16 protein-coding genes are annotated in these 14683 nt (G+C 68.0%); 10 read left to right on the plus strand and 6 right to left on the minus strand.

Annotated elements, in window-relative coordinates; translation table 11 throughout:
• Window positions 1-62 precede the first annotated feature (62 nt).
• Window positions 63-1097 (plus strand): LLM class flavin-dependent oxidoreductase, encoded by a 1035-nt coding sequence (locus FHU31_RS16870; RefSeq protein ID WP_167160079.1) that lies wholly within the window; start codon window positions 63-65, stop codon window positions 1095-1097.
• On the opposite strand, the gene FHU31_RS16875 is transcribed toward FHU31_RS16870, so the two are convergent.
• Window positions 1079-2041, minus strand: coding sequence for a GlxA family transcriptional regulator (locus FHU31_RS16875; RefSeq protein WP_167160080.1), 963 nt, complete (start codon window positions 2039-2041; stop codon window positions 1079-1081). The two genes, FHU31_RS16870 and FHU31_RS16875, sit on opposite strands and share 19 nt — an antisense overlap.
• Window positions 2042-2139: 98 nt before the next feature.
• Between FHU31_RS16875 and FHU31_RS16880 the strand changes: the two genes are divergently transcribed.
• The 7 genes from FHU31_RS16880 to FHU31_RS16910 all read left to right on the plus strand — a co-directional run bounded on the left by FHU31_RS16880 (window position 2140) and on the right by FHU31_RS16910 (window position 7040).
• Window positions 2140-2826: an HD domain-containing protein gene (locus FHU31_RS16880; RefSeq protein ID WP_167160082.1), complete on the plus strand. Its 687-nt coding sequence runs from the start codon at window positions 2140-2142 to the stop codon at window positions 2824-2826.
• Complete coding sequence (locus tag FHU31_RS16885; RefSeq protein WP_167160084.1) at window positions 2823-3626, plus strand: alpha/beta fold hydrolase; 804 nt, start codon at window positions 2823-2825, stop codon at window positions 3624-3626. The genes FHU31_RS16880 and FHU31_RS16885 overlap by 4 nt, the downstream gene beginning before the upstream one ends.
• Window positions 3623-4330, plus strand: coding sequence for an MBL fold metallo-hydrolase (locus FHU31_RS16890; protein ID WP_167160086.1), 708 nt, complete (start codon window positions 3623-3625; stop codon window positions 4328-4330). Before FHU31_RS16885 ends, FHU31_RS16890 begins: the two co-directional genes overlap by 4 nt.
• A 63-nt stretch (window positions 4331-4393) precedes the next feature.
• Window positions 4394-4780: a nitroreductase/quinone reductase family protein gene (locus FHU31_RS16895; protein WP_167160088.1), complete on the plus strand. Its 387-nt coding sequence runs from the start codon at window positions 4394-4396 to the stop codon at window positions 4778-4780.
• Window position 4781: 1 nt separating this feature from the next.
• Window positions 4782-5123: a TfoX/Sxy family protein gene (locus FHU31_RS16900; RefSeq protein WP_167160090.1), complete on the plus strand. Its 342-nt coding sequence runs from the start codon at window positions 4782-4784 to the stop codon at window positions 5121-5123.
• A 19-nt stretch (window positions 5124-5142) separates the two neighbouring features.
• Entirely contained in the window at window positions 5143-5790 is a 648-nt protein-coding gene (locus FHU31_RS16905) for an endonuclease (RefSeq protein WP_234901208.1), read from the plus strand.
• A gap of 23 nt (window positions 5791-5813) precedes the next feature.
• Window positions 5814-7040, plus strand: a complete 1227-nt coding sequence (locus tag FHU31_RS16910; protein ID WP_167160092.1) for an NAD(P)/FAD-dependent oxidoreductase — start codon at window positions 5814-5816, stop codon at window positions 7038-7040.
• Between the two features lie 13 nt (window positions 7041-7053).
• On the opposite strand, the gene FHU31_RS16915 is transcribed toward FHU31_RS16910, so the two are convergent.
• From FHU31_RS16915 to FHU31_RS16925, 3 genes are read right to left on the minus strand one after another with little or no spacing between them, the layout of a single operon-like run.
• Window positions 7054-8529, minus strand: coding sequence for an acetyl-CoA acetyltransferase (locus FHU31_RS16915; RefSeq protein WP_167160094.1), 1476 nt, complete (start codon window positions 8527-8529; stop codon window positions 7054-7056).
• 30 nt (window positions 8530-8559) lie between these two features.
• Window positions 8560-9984: an aldehyde dehydrogenase gene (locus tag FHU31_RS16920; RefSeq protein WP_167160096.1), complete on the minus strand. Its 1425-nt coding sequence runs from the start codon at window positions 9982-9984 to the stop codon at window positions 8560-8562.
• Complete coding sequence (locus tag FHU31_RS16925) at window positions 9981-12344, minus strand: CaiB/BaiF CoA-transferase family protein (RefSeq protein ID WP_263987850.1); 2364 nt, start codon at window positions 12342-12344, stop codon at window positions 9981-9983. Before FHU31_RS16925 ends, FHU31_RS16920 begins: the two co-directional genes overlap by 4 nt.
• A 66-nt stretch (window positions 12345-12410) precedes the next feature.
• Here FHU31_RS16925 and FHU31_RS16930 point away from each other — a divergent pair, with 66 nt between their 5' ends.
• On the plus strand, window positions 12411-13187 hold the full coding sequence (locus FHU31_RS16930) for a CPBP family intramembrane glutamic endopeptidase (RefSeq protein WP_167160097.1): 777 nt from the start codon (window positions 12411-12413) through the stop codon (window positions 13185-13187).
• On the opposite strand, the gene FHU31_RS16935 is transcribed toward FHU31_RS16930, so the two are convergent.
• Window positions 13184-13753: a CGNR zinc finger domain-containing protein gene (locus tag FHU31_RS16935; RefSeq protein WP_308206713.1), complete on the minus strand. Its 570-nt coding sequence runs from the start codon at window positions 13751-13753 to the stop codon at window positions 13184-13186. The genes FHU31_RS16930 and FHU31_RS16935 overlap by 4 nt on opposite strands.
• A 104-nt stretch (window positions 13754-13857) precedes the next feature.
• On the opposite strand from FHU31_RS16935, the gene FHU31_RS16940 reads away from it, so the two are divergent.
• Window positions 13858-14307, plus strand: a complete 450-nt coding sequence (locus FHU31_RS16940; protein WP_167160101.1) for a hypothetical protein — start codon at window positions 13858-13860, stop codon at window positions 14305-14307.
• Between the two features lie 4 nt (window positions 14308-14311).
• Here the strand turns inward: FHU31_RS16940 and FHU31_RS16945 are convergent, their stop codons facing one another.
• Window positions 14312-14617: a GlsB/YeaQ/YmgE family stress response membrane protein gene (locus FHU31_RS16945; protein WP_208410264.1), complete on the minus strand. Its 306-nt coding sequence runs from the start codon at window positions 14615-14617 to the stop codon at window positions 14312-14314.
• Between the last annotated feature and the right edge of the window lie 66 nt (window positions 14618-14683).

A 14683-nucleotide genomic window follows, 5' to 3' on the forward strand; every position in this document is an offset into this window, starting at 1 on the left:
GTTTGTACGGCCTGACACGGTGTGTCGCGTGCAAATGCGCACGCTCGTGTGAGGAGGAGAACATGCGCAAGCTCGGCTTCCTGACCATCGGCCGCTTCGACGTGGACCATCCGGGTCCGGGTATCGAGGAAACGCTGCAGGTCATCGAACGGGCCGAGGCGCTCGGTTTCGACAGTGTCTGGTTGCGCTGCCGGCATTTCCAGCCCGGCATCTCCTCCCCCGTGGCGATCATGGCGGCGGCCACCCAGCGCACGTCCCGCATCGAGCTGGGTACCGCCGTCATCCCGCTGGGTCTGGAGAACCCGGTGCGCCTCGCCGAGGATCTGGCCACCGTCGACATCCTGTCCGGCGGCCGGGTCAACCCGGGGGTGTCGGTGGGTACACCGATGCTCTACGACCACTACAAAACCGCGCTGTACCCGGAATCCCATGATGTGCAGGACTTTTCGAAGGAGCGGGTGCTGCGGCTGCTGCGCAGTCTGCGCGGGGAACCGGTCAGCGATTTCGAGGGTGTCATCGGGATCGAACAATTCGTGCGCCAGGTGCAACCGCACTCCCCCGGGCTGGCCGGGCGGGTCTGGTACGGCGGCGGCCGGGAGTCGGCGATCTGGGCCGGCCAACAGGGGATCAATTACATGACGAGTTCGGTGGTCAGCACGGAGAACATCTCAGAGGGCACCGAATCCCGCGACTTCGCGACCATCCAGGCTGAACACATCGACGCCTACCGGGCACACCATCCCGAGCCCGGGAAATCCCGGGTGTCACAGGGATTGGTGGTCATCCCGACCGACTCGGCCAGCGACGACCAGATCCGCCGCTACCGCGAGTACGCGGCGAGCCGGTTCGAGCGGACCAAGAGCCCGCAAGGCGCGCGCGGCATGCTGTTCTCCCCCGACTACGTCGGCACCTCCGACGAACTCGCCGACCAGCTGTTCGCACACGCCGGATTCACCCGGGCCGACGAGGTGACCTTCGCCTTGCCGTTCACCTTCGCACCCGCGGATTACAACCAGATCATCACGGACATGGCGCAGGAACTGGGACCACGCCTCGGCTGGCAACCGTCAACCACACATCAAGGACGCGCCTCGTAACTCGCGCGGTACGTCTGCGGCGGAACGCCGACGCTGCGGACGAAGTGGTAGCGAAACGAGGCGTGCGAGGTGAAACCGGACCGCTCGGCAATCCTGTCCATCGGCAGTCGGGTGGACTCCAGCAGCCGGCGTGCCCGGTCGATGCGAATCTGGAGCAACAGTTGCAGCGGTGTGGTGCCCAGCCGTGCGCGAAAGTGCCGATTGAGACTGCGTACGCTGGTTGACGCATGCTGGGCGATGCTGCGGAGGTCCAGCGGTTCGAGCGCGTGCTCTTCCATCCACCCGACGATCTCCTGCAGCGAATCATCTTCTGGCCGTGATGATTCGATGTACGGGGCCTGGCCACCTTCGCGCCAACTCGGCAGGACGAGACGCCGGGCGGTGCGGTCGGCGAGGTCGGGCCCGGCGTCCTGACGGATCAGGTGTAGACACAGGTCAAGGCCTGCTGCCACGCCCGCCGATGTCAGGATCTGACCGTCGTCGATGAACATGGCGGCGGCATTGACGTCGACATCGGGGTGGCGGCGGGCCAGGGCGTCCGCCCACTGCCAGTGTGTGGTGACCGTTCGCCCATCCAGCAGGCCGCTTGCGGCGAGCGTGAACGCCCCGACACAGATGGCACCGATGCGTGCGCCGGCTCGGTATGCGGCCCGCAAGACCTCGACCACATCGTGGGAGGGCGGCGCCAGAAAGTCCTGCTTGCCGGGCACGATCACGACGTCCGCGGCGATCACCTCGTCGAGACCGAAGGGTGTCCGGATCTCGACAGCGCCCCACTCAAGGGTCGTGGTCACGGCGTGCTGCGGGGCACACATTCGGACGTCGTAGGGCATTTCACCGAAGGTGGTCTCCGCCACCGCGAGGTTGGCCATCCCGAAGACCTGACCGGGGATCATCAGTTCGAAGCCGAGTACTTGCTCACATCCCAGCACACCGATGATCATGGCCAGATCTTAGCAATATGTGGCTGCTTGGCCACTGGCGCCACGGAGCCCCGCAGCCCAGAGTTGAGGAACACCGCTGAACGTCGAAGGGCTTGCAGATGACCGTCAACGACCACGCCGAGGCCGCACAGTTCGGACTACCCGACTCCCCGGTGGCCGTCGCGGCTCGCCGACTCGTCCACGACGTTTCACCCGAATTCGTCTACAACCACGCCGTCCGCAGCTACGTGTTCGCGCGGGAATTGTCCGTGGCCGAAGCAACCATCGGTGAGCTCGACGACGAGTTGCTGTTCCTCACGTGCATCCTGCACGACCTGGGCGCCACCGAGTATGCGAACACCGACCAACGTTTCGAGGTGGACGGCGCAGATGCGGCGGTACGTTTCCTTGAGGAGCACGGCGTCGCCCCCGCACGGGTCGAAACCGTCTGGACAGCAATCGCATTGCATACCAGCGCGGGCCTGGCCCACCGGTTCGGTCCCCTCGCCGCGGTCGCCCAGATGGGTATCGGTACGGACATCATCGGGACCCACATCTGGCAACTGCCAGAACAATTCGCCGATCGCGTACACGCCGTTTGGCCGCGCCACGACCTCGGCTATGCGCTCGCCGCAGTCGTCGCCGAACAGGCGCAGCGCAATCCCGTCAAAGCGCCACCGCTGAGCTTTCCTGCACACCTCCACCAGCTGGCGCATGCCACCCAACCGGCCGCGACCTGGTTCGACCTGGTCGACGCCGCCGGCTGGAACGACCGCCCCGTCGCAGTGCGCGACAGTCTGTCATGACATCCGCGTTCCGCGAACTACACGTCCCGGTGGCAGGCGGCTCGCTGACCGTGCAACGGCGGTCCGGGCGGGGACCGACACTGCTTCTTCTGCACTACTGGGGCGGCAGCAGACGCACCTGGGATCCGATGCTCGCCCATCTCGACCCTCAGACCCCAGTGGCCTCCTACGATCACCGGGGCTGGGGCCGATCCAACACCCTGACCGGACCCTTCGACCTGGAGCAACTCGCCGCCGACGCCACGGCGGTCATCACGGCGCTGCAGACCGACGTCATTCTTGTCGGGCATTCGATGGGCGGCAAGGTCGCGCAACTCGTAGCGGCCGGAAGTCCCTCTGCGCTTACAGGTTTGATCCTCATTGCACCTGCACCCCCGGACCCGCCGACCACAGTCACGCGGGAGTTCCAACACGAACTCGCGCACGCCTACGACAGCCGAGAGACCGTGGCCGCCGCGCTCGATCACGTCCTTACGGCCACTGCACTGCCGACCTCCGTGCGCTCGGCGGTCATCGAGGACAGTCTTTCGGCCGCTGCGGCGGCCCGCACGGAGTGGCCACTTCGCGGCATCGCCGAGAACATCACACAGGCGGCAGAACGCATTTCGGCCGCGACCACGGTCATCGCCGGCGGTCGTGACCTGGTCGAACCGGTCGAGGTCTTGCGCCGGCATCTGTTGCCGTTCATCCCTCATGCGCATCTGCGCGTACTCGACGCCGTCGGCCACCTGATCCCGCTCGAGGCACCGATGGCACTCGCCCAACAGCTCACCCGCAACGAAAACCGAGGGAACCCATGAAGACCAAGATCGTCAAGATTCCGGTTCTCGGTGACCACCTGGTGAACACGTACCTGTTGATCGGACGGCGACCCGTTCTAGTCGATTGCGGCATGCCCTCCAGCGGCGATCGCATCTGGAACGGAATCACTGCCGCGGGCATCGATCCCACCGATCTGGAGATGATCATCGTCACGCACGGGCATGTCGACCACTTCGGTGCCGCCACCGAACTCCAAGCCCGCACCGGTGCTCCCGTCGCGGCACATGAGGGCGACCTTCCGACTTACCTGGCAGGACATTCCGATCGTGCCCGGCGCCAACCCATCGGCGTTTTCGGGCACCTCTTTACCCGAACCCCACCGCCGAACGAAGTCACCCGGCCGCTGCACCCCGACCGTGTCCTCACCGGGGAGTACCGTCTCCACGAACATGGCATCGACGGCCGCATCATCCATACCCCCGGCCACACCGCTGGTTCGGTATCGATCCTGCTCGATCAGGGCGACTTGATCGCTGGAGACATGCTCACCGGCGGTTTCCTGGGTCTGATGCAGTACCGCCCGTCGAACCCGCCGTTCCACGACGACCCTCAACAGGCCCTCCGCAGTCTGCAGGCCGCGCTGAGCCTGGGACCCCACACCCTGCACATCGGACATGGTGGCCCCATGGCCGCCGCCAAGGTGCAGCAGTGGCTGGATCGGCAGCTGACCAAGCGATCGTGAGTGCAGTTCACCGCACAAACGTCTCGTCGACGACGACGCCCCGCGGCCTTACACTCGGCTTCCATGGTGGCCAACACGCTCAAACGCCGCATCGTGCACACCGCCCAGCGCTACCTCGTGAACCCGGTCGGGCGAAAACTCCCGGTCACCATGCTGGAGACCACGGGCCGCAAGTCCGGCCAGCCTCGACATACCGCCGTGGGTGGGCGCCTCGTCGGCAATGCCTTCTGGCTGGTCTCCGAACACGGCGCTCAGTCCGACTACGTGAAGAACATCAAGGCCGATCCGTCGGTGCGGGTCCGGATCCATGGCCATTGGCGCACCGGCACCGCGCATCTGCTGCCCGACGACGACGCCGCCGCCCGGCTGGCCCAGTTGCCTCAGCTCAACAGTGCGGTGGTCCGCGTGATGGGCAGTGATCTGCTCACCATCCGAGTCGACCTGGACTGAGATGTCCTACGACGAGGACCTGGCCAACCGGATCCGCGAGATCCTGGCCACCACCGCGAATGTCGACGAGAAACGGATGTTCGGCGGACTGGCCTTCCTGGTGAACGGCAACATGGCGGTGGCCGCCAGCGGCGGGGGCGGGTTGATGGTGCGCGTGCCGCCGGAGGAGACGGCCGCACTGCTCGACCGCGACCATGTCGAGCCCATGGTGATGGCCGGCCGCGAAACCCGCGGCTGGCTACGCGTGCGCACCGACGGTATCCGCACCACCCGCCAGCTCCAGCCGTGGGTGAGTCGCGGGGTGGACTACGCGTCGGGACTCCCCGCCAAACAGCGCCGTTAGGCGGCAACAAGGAGCGGGTATGCCTGATCTCATGCCTGGTGCACACACCCTGGCTGCGCGGCTGCTCCGGCAAGCCGGAACCACGTTCGCCGACGAAGCCGGCATCACGTTGCGCGACGAACCCAAGCCGTTGTTCCAGCTCCTGGCGCTGGCCATGCTGGCTAGCAAACCGATCAGCGCGGAGGTCGCCGTGGCGGCCGCAAGCGAGGTGTTTTGCAGCGGCATCCGGACCCCTGCCTCGGTACTGCACGCCGATCGCGCGACGCTGATCGAGGCGTTCGGCCGGGCGGGTTACGCGCGCTACGACGAAAGCTCGGCAACTCGGCTGACCGGGCTCGCCACCCGGGTGCAGCAGCGGTATCGCGGTGATCTGCGCAGACTGGCCGACGAAGCCGCCGGCGATGTCCGGGCTGCCGCGCATGCCCTACAGGAATTCGACGGCATCGGCCCGGTGGGCGCCGACATCTTCCTGCGCGAGGTTCAGAACGTCTGGCCTTGGGTGCGGCCCTATTTCGATGATCGCGCCCTGGCCGGCGCACACGAACTGGGCCTGCCCGAAGACCCCGAAACACTGCTCGACCTGTCCGGCGGCCACCCCGCCCAGCTGGCTGCCGCGCTGGTCCGCGCCTCACTCGACCACCACCTGCGCGAACACGTCACGGCGTAGCCGCTCATCGAAGGAGAACTGCCATGACCACACCGACCTATGTCATCATCGGCGCCGGCCTTGCCGGAGCCAAGGCCGCAGAAGCCCTGCGGGACCGGAACTTCGGCGGTCAGATCATCCTGTTCGGCACCGAGGACCATCTGCCCTACGAACGTCCGCCCCTGTCGAAGGACTACCTGGCAGGCAAGAAGGAACCCGACGAGTTCACCGTGCAGCCCGCGAGTTGGTACCGCGAGCACGATATCGACCTGCGGCTGAACACCACCGTCAAGACCATCGATCGCGCGGCCCACGCCGTCGGCTACCAGGACGGCAAACACGAGCACTACGACAAACTGCTGCTGGCCACCGGGTCGGCATCGCGGCGCCCACCCCTTCCCGGATCCGACTCCGACGGGGTGCACTACCTGCGGACCGTCGAGGACGCGGCGGCCCTGCGCGCGCTCCTGCGAGGGGGTGCACGGCTGGCAGTGGTCGGCGCGGGCTGGATCGGTCTTGAGGTTGCCGCCGCCGCCCGCGAGTTGGGCGCCGAGGTCACCGTCGTCGAATCGGCGGATCTGCCGTTGGCCGCACTCGGCCGTGACGTCGCGCGGGTGTTCACCGACCTGCACCGCAACCACGGTGTCGACCTCCGATTAAGCACCTCGGTCGAAGAGATCACCACGGCCGGGGGCCACGCGACCGGCCTGCGCCTCGGTGACGGTTCCACCGTGTCCGCGGACGTGGTGCTGGTCGCGGCGGGCGCCCGACCTCGTATCGAACTCGCCGAGAAGGCGGGGCTGACGCTGGCCGACGGCGGCGTCGCCGTCGATGCGGCACTGCGCACCAGTGATCCCGACATCTTCGCCGTCGGCGATATCGCCGCGGCCCAGCATCCCCTGCTGGACACCAGGATTCGTACCGAGCACTGGGCCAACGCACTCAAACAACCCGCCGTGGCCGCGGCCGGGATGCTCGGCGCACCCGGCAGCTACGACGAGTTGCCGTACTTCTTCACCGATCAGTACGACCTCGGCATGGAGTATGTCGGACACGCCCCGCCGGACGCGCGGGTGGTATTCCGTGGCGATGTGCCCGGCCGCGAGTTCACCGCGTTCTGGCTGGACGACGACGCCCGGGTGCTGGCGGGGATGAACGTCAACATCTGGGAGGGCCTGGACGATATCAAGGCCCTGGTCCGCGGCGGGCAACCGGTGGACGCCGCGCGGTTGGCCGACGTCGACACACCGCTCGGTGAGGTCGGTAACTAGGTCGTCGACATCGTCACTCCAGGGTGGCGATGCCTTCGGCGGTGACGGTGACCTTCACCCCGGCGATGTCCTCGGTGACGGTGGCCGCAGCCTGCGAAGGGTCGGTGATCACGGCCAGGGCTCGACTGCCCGTCGGGGTCCGCACCGCCAGGAACGCCTTCTCCGCGGTGTCCTCGCGGGTGTGGGGCGTGGTCCAGGTCTCCACGGTGCCGACCCCGGCCCACACGTCCTCGGCCACCACGGTGGGCTCCGCATCCACGGCCGATTGCACGTCCTCCCAGCGGAATTCGCCGGTGGGCGGCTCGGTGCCGTAGATGCCGAAGCTGTGCTTGGTGAGGTAGCCGCCGTTGGCGGTGATGAGCCCGACGGTGCCGGGTTGCGCGGTGAGGCGTTCGGCCATGGTCGCGATGGAGTGTGAGACGTAGTTGTTCCACGGTCCGCCCGCGAAGGTCAGACCGCCGGTGACGGTCAGCGGCCGCTGCGGGTCGTCGGTGGGCAGACCGAGTTCGTTGGCCGCGACCTGGACCGCGCACGGGAAGCACGAGTAGATGTCGACGAGGTCGATCTCGTCGATGCCACGACCGGCGAGTTCCAGCGCGCGGTGACCGCCGATGCGGATCGCCGGTGACCCGTCAAAGCGGGCCCGCTCCCCGATCAGGTAGGTGTCGTGGGCATCGGTGCCCGCGTAGGGGAAGACCCAGCGGTCCCGCGGAATCTGCAGGGACTGCGCCTTCTCCACCGAGGTGAGGATCAGTGCCGCGCCCTGGTCGACCATATTGTTCGAGTTCATCAGCTTCGTGTAGGGCCAGCTGATCATGCGGTTGGTCGGACCCGGCTGCCAGATCTCCTCGGCCGGCACCGCCTTCTGGTTCCAGGCATGCGGATTGTCCTGTGCCACTTGGCTGAACCGCGACCACAGCGCACCGATCCGGCGCCGGTGCTCCTCGGGCGACTCCCCCGAGGCGATACGCAGCGCCTGCTCGAACATCGGGTACACGTAGGCCGGCCGGTCCAGTCCGATCCGGATCTCGGCGGGGCCGGACATCTGGAACTCGTCGTCGGCGCCGGCGGGTAGCGGCACCGAATCATCCTGGACGGTGCCGGTGAGCTTGTGCCCCTGCGCCCGTATCCGGGTTCGGCTGCGCCAGGTTTCACCGCCGGCGATGAGGACCACGTCATTGCGGCCCTGCTGGATGTCCAGGCAGGCCTGGTTCACCAGCGACTGCGGGATGTTGCCACCGATGCTGGTATACCGGGTGGCCGCGGTGGACGCGCCGATCCGTTGGGCCAGAAGCAGACCCGGATCCCGGTAGCGCCAGGACAGCAGGTTGACGATGCGCACGGCGTCCACCGCTTCGAGCACGCGTGGGTCGGCGGCGGCGCGCGCCGCACGCTCCATCAGGTCGACGGGTTCGGTGGTGGCGCTCTCCTCGCGCTGGTTGACCTGGCCGTAGCCGACGAGGACCGGGGTGCGTGGGTCGAGAGACATCTGGTGAATCTTCCTGTCTTGTAGAGGCGTTCAGGCCGGGCCGACGCGGTAGATGGACTTGAGCTGTTGGTAGGCGGCCAGCCCTTCCGGGCCGAGCTCACGACCGAGGCCGCTGGACTTGACCCCGCCGAACGGCGCCGCGACGTCCAGTTGGTAGTCGTTGACGCCGATGGAGCCGGTGTGCACCCGGCGGGCGATCTCGGTCCCGCGATCGGCGTCGGTGGTCCATACGGTGCCGCCGAGGCCGAACTCGCTGTCGTTGGCGATCGCGACGGCCTGCTCCTCGGTGTCGTAGGGAATCACCGCCAGCACCGGGCCGAAGACCTCTTCCTGCGCGATCCGCGACGAGTTGTCGACATCGGCGAAGACCGTCGGCGAGACGAACCAGCCGTGCGGCTGATCGGCCGGAACAGCGCCGCCGGCAACGAGTTTCGCCTCCGCTTTACCGATGTCGATATAGTCGAGGACCCGCCGGCGCTGACGATCACTGACCAGCGGACCGACGTCGGTGGCCTTGTCCAGCGGATCACCCACCGTGAGCCCGTCGGCCAGGGCCGCCACCGCGTCGACCACCTCGGCATACCGTGAGCGCGGCGCCAGGATCCGCGAACTGAGGTGGCAGGTCTGGCCGTTGTTGACGAAGGATGCGTTCTTCAGTCCTTTGACCGTGGCGGCCAGGTCCGCATCGTCGAGGATGATCGCGGCGGACTTTCCGCCCAGCTCGAGTGTGACCGGCCGCAGCAACCGGCCGCACATCTCGGCGATGGAACGGCCCGCCCCGGTGGATCCGGTGAACGCGACCTTGTCCACGCCCGGGTGCGTCACCAGGTGTGCACCGGCGGCCGGGCCGCCCGCCACCACGTTGAGCACACCGGCGGGAAACCCGGCCTCGGCGGCGGCTTCGGCGAAAACGAGTGCATCCAAAGCGGTTTCGGGCGCGGCTTTGAGCACCATGGTGCAGCCTGCGGCGAGCCCGGGGGCCAGCTTCATCGCCGCCAGGGCTTGGGGATAGTTCCACGGCGTGATCGCCGCCACCACCCCGACGGCTTCCCGGCGCACGATGGTGTGCCCGATCAGCGCGGGCCGGATCTCCTCGTCACCGCCGGCGGTGATCAGGTCGGCGTAGTAGCGCAGCAGGACCGCCGGGAACATGCCGTTGGCGCCCTTGGACAGCCGGATCGGCATGCCGTTCTCGCGGGTACACAGTTCGTTGGTGGTCGCCGAGCGGGCCAGCAGGGCATCGGCGAAGCGCAGCAGCAGCGCCGCCCGCTCGCCGGCGGCCGTGGCACTCCAGGCCGGCAGCGCGGCACGGGCCGCTGCCACCGCATCGTCGACCTCGGATTCGGTCGCCGAAGAGCCGTGCCCCAGCAGCTCACCGGTGGCGGCCTCGATCACCGGTTCGGTGCGTTCGGCGGTGCGGAACTGGCCGGCGATGAAGACAGAAGCGGTGCTCACAGCGAACTCCTCGGGTCGTTCGGGTCGGTTGCGGCGAACAGCACGCCGTCGGTGATCAAGCGGTCGATGGCGGTGTCGTCCAGCGCGAGCACCCGCTGGCAGATATCGCGGGTGTGCTCGCCGGGCAACGGGGCCGGGCGTAACGGGGCGGGCGGGATGTGGTGGTAGCGAGCAGGTCCGGTTTCGGTGGGCATCGGTTCCTCGAACAGAGGATGCGCCAGGTCGGTGTAGAGCCCGCGATGACGGACCTGCGGATCGATGAGGATGTCGGCGGCCCGGTTCATCGGGCCCGCCGGGATACCGGCGCGCTGGAGCGCCTCGGCGACGTCCTGCTTGTCTCGTTGCGAGGTGTACGCGCTGAGCGCGGCGATCAGTTCTGGTGCAGCCGTCGGCATTTCGACGCCGATGACGCCGGTCAGGGCTGCCCGGTCGGCATCATGGCGTACCGAGATGACGCACCATTCGTCCGCACCGGAGCACGGACATACCGCGTGCACGGAAGCGTCGGGTACGACGGGCAGGCCGGCCACCCGGGCGGCCTCGATGACGTAGGCGGCGGCCAGTTGGTTCACCGCCACCTCGGCCTGCGAGATGTGCACGTGGGCGCCCTGTCCGGTGCGCTCCCGGCGGATCAGGGCGGCCAGCGTCGCGAGCGCGGTGATACGGGCGACGACGTGGTCGGGGAAAATGGTGGTGGCATCGAAAAACTGCGGGAATTCGTCGTCGGCACTGTCGGGTGTCCGCCACAGTCGCGTCACCCCGGTGGTGGCACGCACCAGCGGCCCGTATCCCATCCGCTGACTCCACGGTCCGCGGTCACCGAACGCACTGCTCTCGGCCAGGACGATCCGTGCGTTGATGTCCGTCAACTGCCGATACGAAAAACCCAGGGCCGCCAGCGTTCCCGGCTTGAAATTGGCGAACACGGCATCGGATCGGGCCACCAGCGCGGCGAAGATCTCCGCGCCGCGCGGGTGGCGCAGGTCCAAGCCGAGACTGGACTCGTTGCGGTGGGTCAGCGCCCAGGACCGGCTCATCGGCCGTCCCGGCGGGGCCTGGCGCAAGCCGTCGGGATAGGCGGCGCTCTCCACCTTGATCACCTCGGCGCCCAAGTCGGCGAAGAGCCGGCCGAGTTCGCCGCCGGCGACGATGACACCGAGATCGAGGATGCGCAGGCCCTCGAAGGGCCGGTCGGCGGCCGGGAGATTCACCGCAGAGCGGGCGGACACCCAGTCGGCCCGGTCGGCGCCCGGCGACGGCGCGGTCCGCGCGAATCCGTGGTGCACGTCGCCGATCACGAACGCGCCCACCGGGACGACAGTGTCGGTGCCCGGCGCGAGCTGCACATCGACCAGGGCGCCGACAGCACGGAAGTGATCGGAGGCCAGCGCTTCGGCGGGGCCCTGCACCGCTGCGATCGGTACCCCGCGGGCCTGCCCTTCGGCAACGAGGTCGGCCATCGTGCCGCGGGAGAACAGGTCCGCGATGACAGCATTGAGCTCCCTCGTCGCCGCATAGCGTGCGCCGATGGAGTCGAATTTCGGGTCGGAGAACTCCTCGGGTTCGCCCAGCCAAGCCCGCATCCCCCGCCATTGCCGGGGGGACAGCAGGCAGATCCGGACGAAACCGTCGCGGCAACGGAATGTCGGATAGATCTGTTGATTGCGTGGTCGACCACGCCAGGTGGAGCGCTTCTGCCCGGACGCGGCCTGGCCCTCGGAGCCGAAAGGCGGGTCGAGCGCCTGCAGGACCGCTTCGAACCGGGAGAAGTCGATCAACCCACCGCGGCCGGTACGCAGCCGGTGGTAATACGCCACCAGGATCGCCCAGGCCGCCTGGACTGCCGCCGTGGCCGACGCGATACCCACCGGCGGCAGCACCGGGGTTCCGGTCGGCGGGCCACTGCGAGACAGCGCCGTCGACATCGCGTAGAGGACGGGATCGGTGGCCGTCCACCATGCGTGCGGTCCGTCGGTGCCGAAGTCGGTCATCATGGCGGCCACCAGCTCGGGGTGTCCTGACGCCAGTTCGGCGACGGTGGTGCCGAACGCCGCGACGAACTGATCCCCGATGAGGATGTCGGCACCGGAGGCGAGTTCGTCGACCCGGCGCCGGTCGTCGGGGTCCAGCGGATCCAGGATCGCGCTGCGTTTGTTGGCATTGTCGAGGGCGAAGGACACCGATGCGCCGGCGAGTGTGGGGGCGCCCACGCGGGCCGCCCCGCCGCCCGGGTGTTCGATCTTGAGGACGTCGGCACCGAGGTCGGCGAACAGCCGGGCGATACCGTCGGCCGGCCCGTCGGTGAGTTCGAGGACCCGCACCCCGGCGAGTGGATGGCTCACTGCGTCATACCCCGGCACGACGGACACCTTAGTGCCCACTTCTATAACTTAGGTAGACAACCCATGCCGGTACACTGGAGAACGATGTCTGACCTCGGCGTGGTGGCCTCACCGATCTCCCCTCCAGCCCATCCACTGGTGGGAACTCTGTCGGCGCTGCACCACGCCCGCGTCTACATCGACCTGGCGGTCGTGGTGATCGTCCTGGTCGCCACCAATCTCATCGCCCACTTCACGACCCCCTGGGCCAATATCGCGACGGTGCCCGCCGCGGCGATCGCCCTGGTGGCGCTGGTGCGCGCCCGCGGGCTGGGCTGGGCCGAACTGGGCCTGGGGCGCGAACACTGGCGCTCCGGCGCCCGCTACGCCGCGGCCGCGATCGGCATCGTGCTGGCGGTCATCGCCATCGGTGTCGCGCTGCCGTGGACCCGGCCGATGTTCATGAACAACCACTACGCGACCGTCTCCGGCGCCCTGATCGCCTCGATGATCATCATCCCGCTGCAGACCGTCATCCCCGAGGAACTGGCCTTCCGCGGTGTGCTGCACGGTGCGCTGGACCGGGCCTGGGGTTTTCGCGGGGTCGCCGCCGCCGGATCGCTGCTCTTCGGCCTGTGGCATATCGCCAGTTCGCTCGGCCTGACCAGCGGTAATGCCGGATTCAGCCACCTCCTCGGCGGCGGCGTGTTCGGTATGGTCGCGGGTGTGGTCGGCGCCGTGGTGGCCACCACTGCCGCCGGATTCGTGTTCACCTGGCTGCGCCGGCGAAGCGGTAGCCTGCTCGCGCCGATCGCCTTGCACTGGTCCCTGAACGGGATGGGAGCGCTGGCCGCGGCGCTGGTCTGGCACGCGTCGTTCTAGCGGCTCCGCCGGCGCGCCCGGAACTCGCGGTTCTTGAGCTTGTTACCGCAGCTGGCCATATCGCACCACGTGCCGCCGTGGTTGCGCGAGCGGTCGTAGAACGCCCACCGGCAGTCTTCGTTGGCGCAGCTCTTCAGATGCACCCAGCTGCCGTCCCGCTGCGCGTCCGCCACGATCAGTAGCAGGCCCAGTAGCCGGTCCGGTACCGAGCTGCCCACCGGCGCCACCTCCACCGCGCCGGCATCCCCGACGACGAGCCGGGCAGGCGCACCCGCCGCCAACCGGCGCAGCGGATCCAGCTGCGCTGCGGTCGGCGCCGGTCCACCGGTGTTGTGAATCACCAACGCCCGCAAGCTTTCCCGTACCTCCGCCAGGACCGCGAGATCAGCCCTGCCCGGTACGGCACCGTCGTCGAGTAGACCCGCAGCGATCAGCCACTCCGCCGCATCGGCCGGATCCGCCAGGCGGTCCTGCCCGCTCTCCCGGTCCAGTGTGTTGATGAACGCCTGCACCCGGCGCAACGGACCCGGGGCGGGCTTCGCCTCGACATCGCCATACCACTGCACGCTCGGCAGCCTACTCCCAAAGTGACCGGCAAAACATGTTGACTGGTCATCCATGACCGGTATAGCGTCTTTGTAGGTCACGTTCGCGGGAAGGGATACCGATGATGACGACCTCGGTTGAGCCGCGGACAAGCAGGCGCGTCCACATCGGAGTCGGGACGCGTATCCGCGCCCGGATGTTCGCCGCCCGGTGGGATCAGCAGATCGAACGCGCCACCCCCGGCGCCGTGGTGATCGCCGACAGCCCGCTGGCGGCGCACATGCGGCGGATCACGTCGCGCAGCGAGCGCGAGCAGTTGGCCGACGCACTGACCCCGACCCGGCGATCCAGTGCAGGAGGCGTCAGTTTCCGGGTCCCGGTGCACGCGGCAGCGTTGTACGCCGCTGCGGACCTGATCGACGAGCTGACATGCCGGCTGCGTGGGCCGCAACCGGTACGCGTTCGCGGCATGGCCCGCTTGCGCATCCTGCTGGCCGACGGCCGCGGGCCGTTCTACCGACCCGGGCCGGCGAGTCTCAACGCCGCCCTGCGCGGCGTGCTGGCCGCCCTGTGAGCAGTCAGTTTTTCTTTCTGACCAGCCCGACTATCCACAACAGGATGACTGCACCGATCAGCGCAGTAAAGAACGTGAACCACCGGCGGCCAGCGATCACATCCACGCCCAGCGTCTCGAGCAAGAAGCCGCCGAGGAATCCACCGACGACACCGACCAGGATGTTGAGCAGGATTCCCTGCCCACTGCCCTTGACGATCTTGCCTGCCAGCCATCCGGCAATCCCGCCGATGATGACGTAACTGATCCAGCCGACCGCCGTCGGCGGCGCGAACGCAAGGTACTGAGTCGCCGCAACCATCGTCACCATGTCACTCCTCCAAGCTGGCCACCCCTGCGGTTCGGCCCGTCTTCTTGGAGTACCAGTCGCCGGTAA

It is taken from the genome of Mycolicibacterium fluoranthenivorans (genome assembly GCF_011758805.1).
Lineage (GTDB): Bacteria > Actinomycetota > Actinomycetes > Mycobacteriales > Mycobacteriaceae > Mycobacterium > Mycobacterium fluoranthenivorans.

Coding starts and splice junctions, on each gene's coding strand:
- FHU31_RS16915 (WP_167160094.1), bottom strand. CDS start 8,529: ATGTCTCTCGACCCACGCACCCCGGTCCTCGTCGGCTACGGCCAGGTC.
- FHU31_RS16895 (WP_167160088.1), top strand. CDS start 4,394: ATGGTGGCCAACACGCTCAAACGCCGCATCGTGCACACCGCCCAGCGC.
- FHU31_RS16900 (WP_167160090.1), top strand. CDS start 4,782: ATGTCCTACGACGAGGACCTGGCCAACCGGATCCGCGAGATCCTGGCC.
- FHU31_RS16875 (WP_167160080.1), bottom strand. CDS start 2,041: ATGATCATCGGTGTGCTGGGATGTGAGCAAGTACTCGGCTTCGAACTG.
- FHU31_RS16940 (WP_167160101.1), top strand. CDS start 13,858: ATGACGACCTCGGTTGAGCCGCGGACAAGCAGGCGCGTCCACATCGGA.
- FHU31_RS16905 (WP_234901208.1), top strand. CDS start 5,143: ATGCCTGATCTCATGCCTGGTGCACACACCCTGGCTGCGCGGCTGCTC.
- FHU31_RS16880 (WP_167160082.1), top strand. CDS start 2,140: ATGACCGTCAACGACCACGCCGAGGCCGCACAGTTCGGACTACCCGAC.
- FHU31_RS16870 (WP_167160079.1), top strand. CDS start 63: ATGCGCAAGCTCGGCTTCCTGACCATCGGCCGCTTCGACGTGGACCAT.
- FHU31_RS16885 (WP_167160084.1), top strand. CDS start 2,823: ATGACATCCGCGTTCCGCGAACTACACGTCCCGGTGGCAGGCGGCTCG.
- FHU31_RS16890 (WP_167160086.1), top strand. CDS start 3,623: ATGAAGACCAAGATCGTCAAGATTCCGGTTCTCGGTGACCACCTGGTG.
- FHU31_RS16930 (WP_167160097.1), top strand. CDS start 12,411: ATGTCTGACCTCGGCGTGGTGGCCTCACCGATCTCCCCTCCAGCCCAT.
- FHU31_RS16910 (WP_167160092.1), top strand. CDS start 5,814: ATGACCACACCGACCTATGTCATCATCGGCGCCGGCCTTGCCGGAGCC.
- FHU31_RS16945 (WP_208410264.1), bottom strand. CDS start 14,617: ATGGTGACGATGGTTGCGGCGACTCAGTACCTTGCGTTCGCGCCGCCG.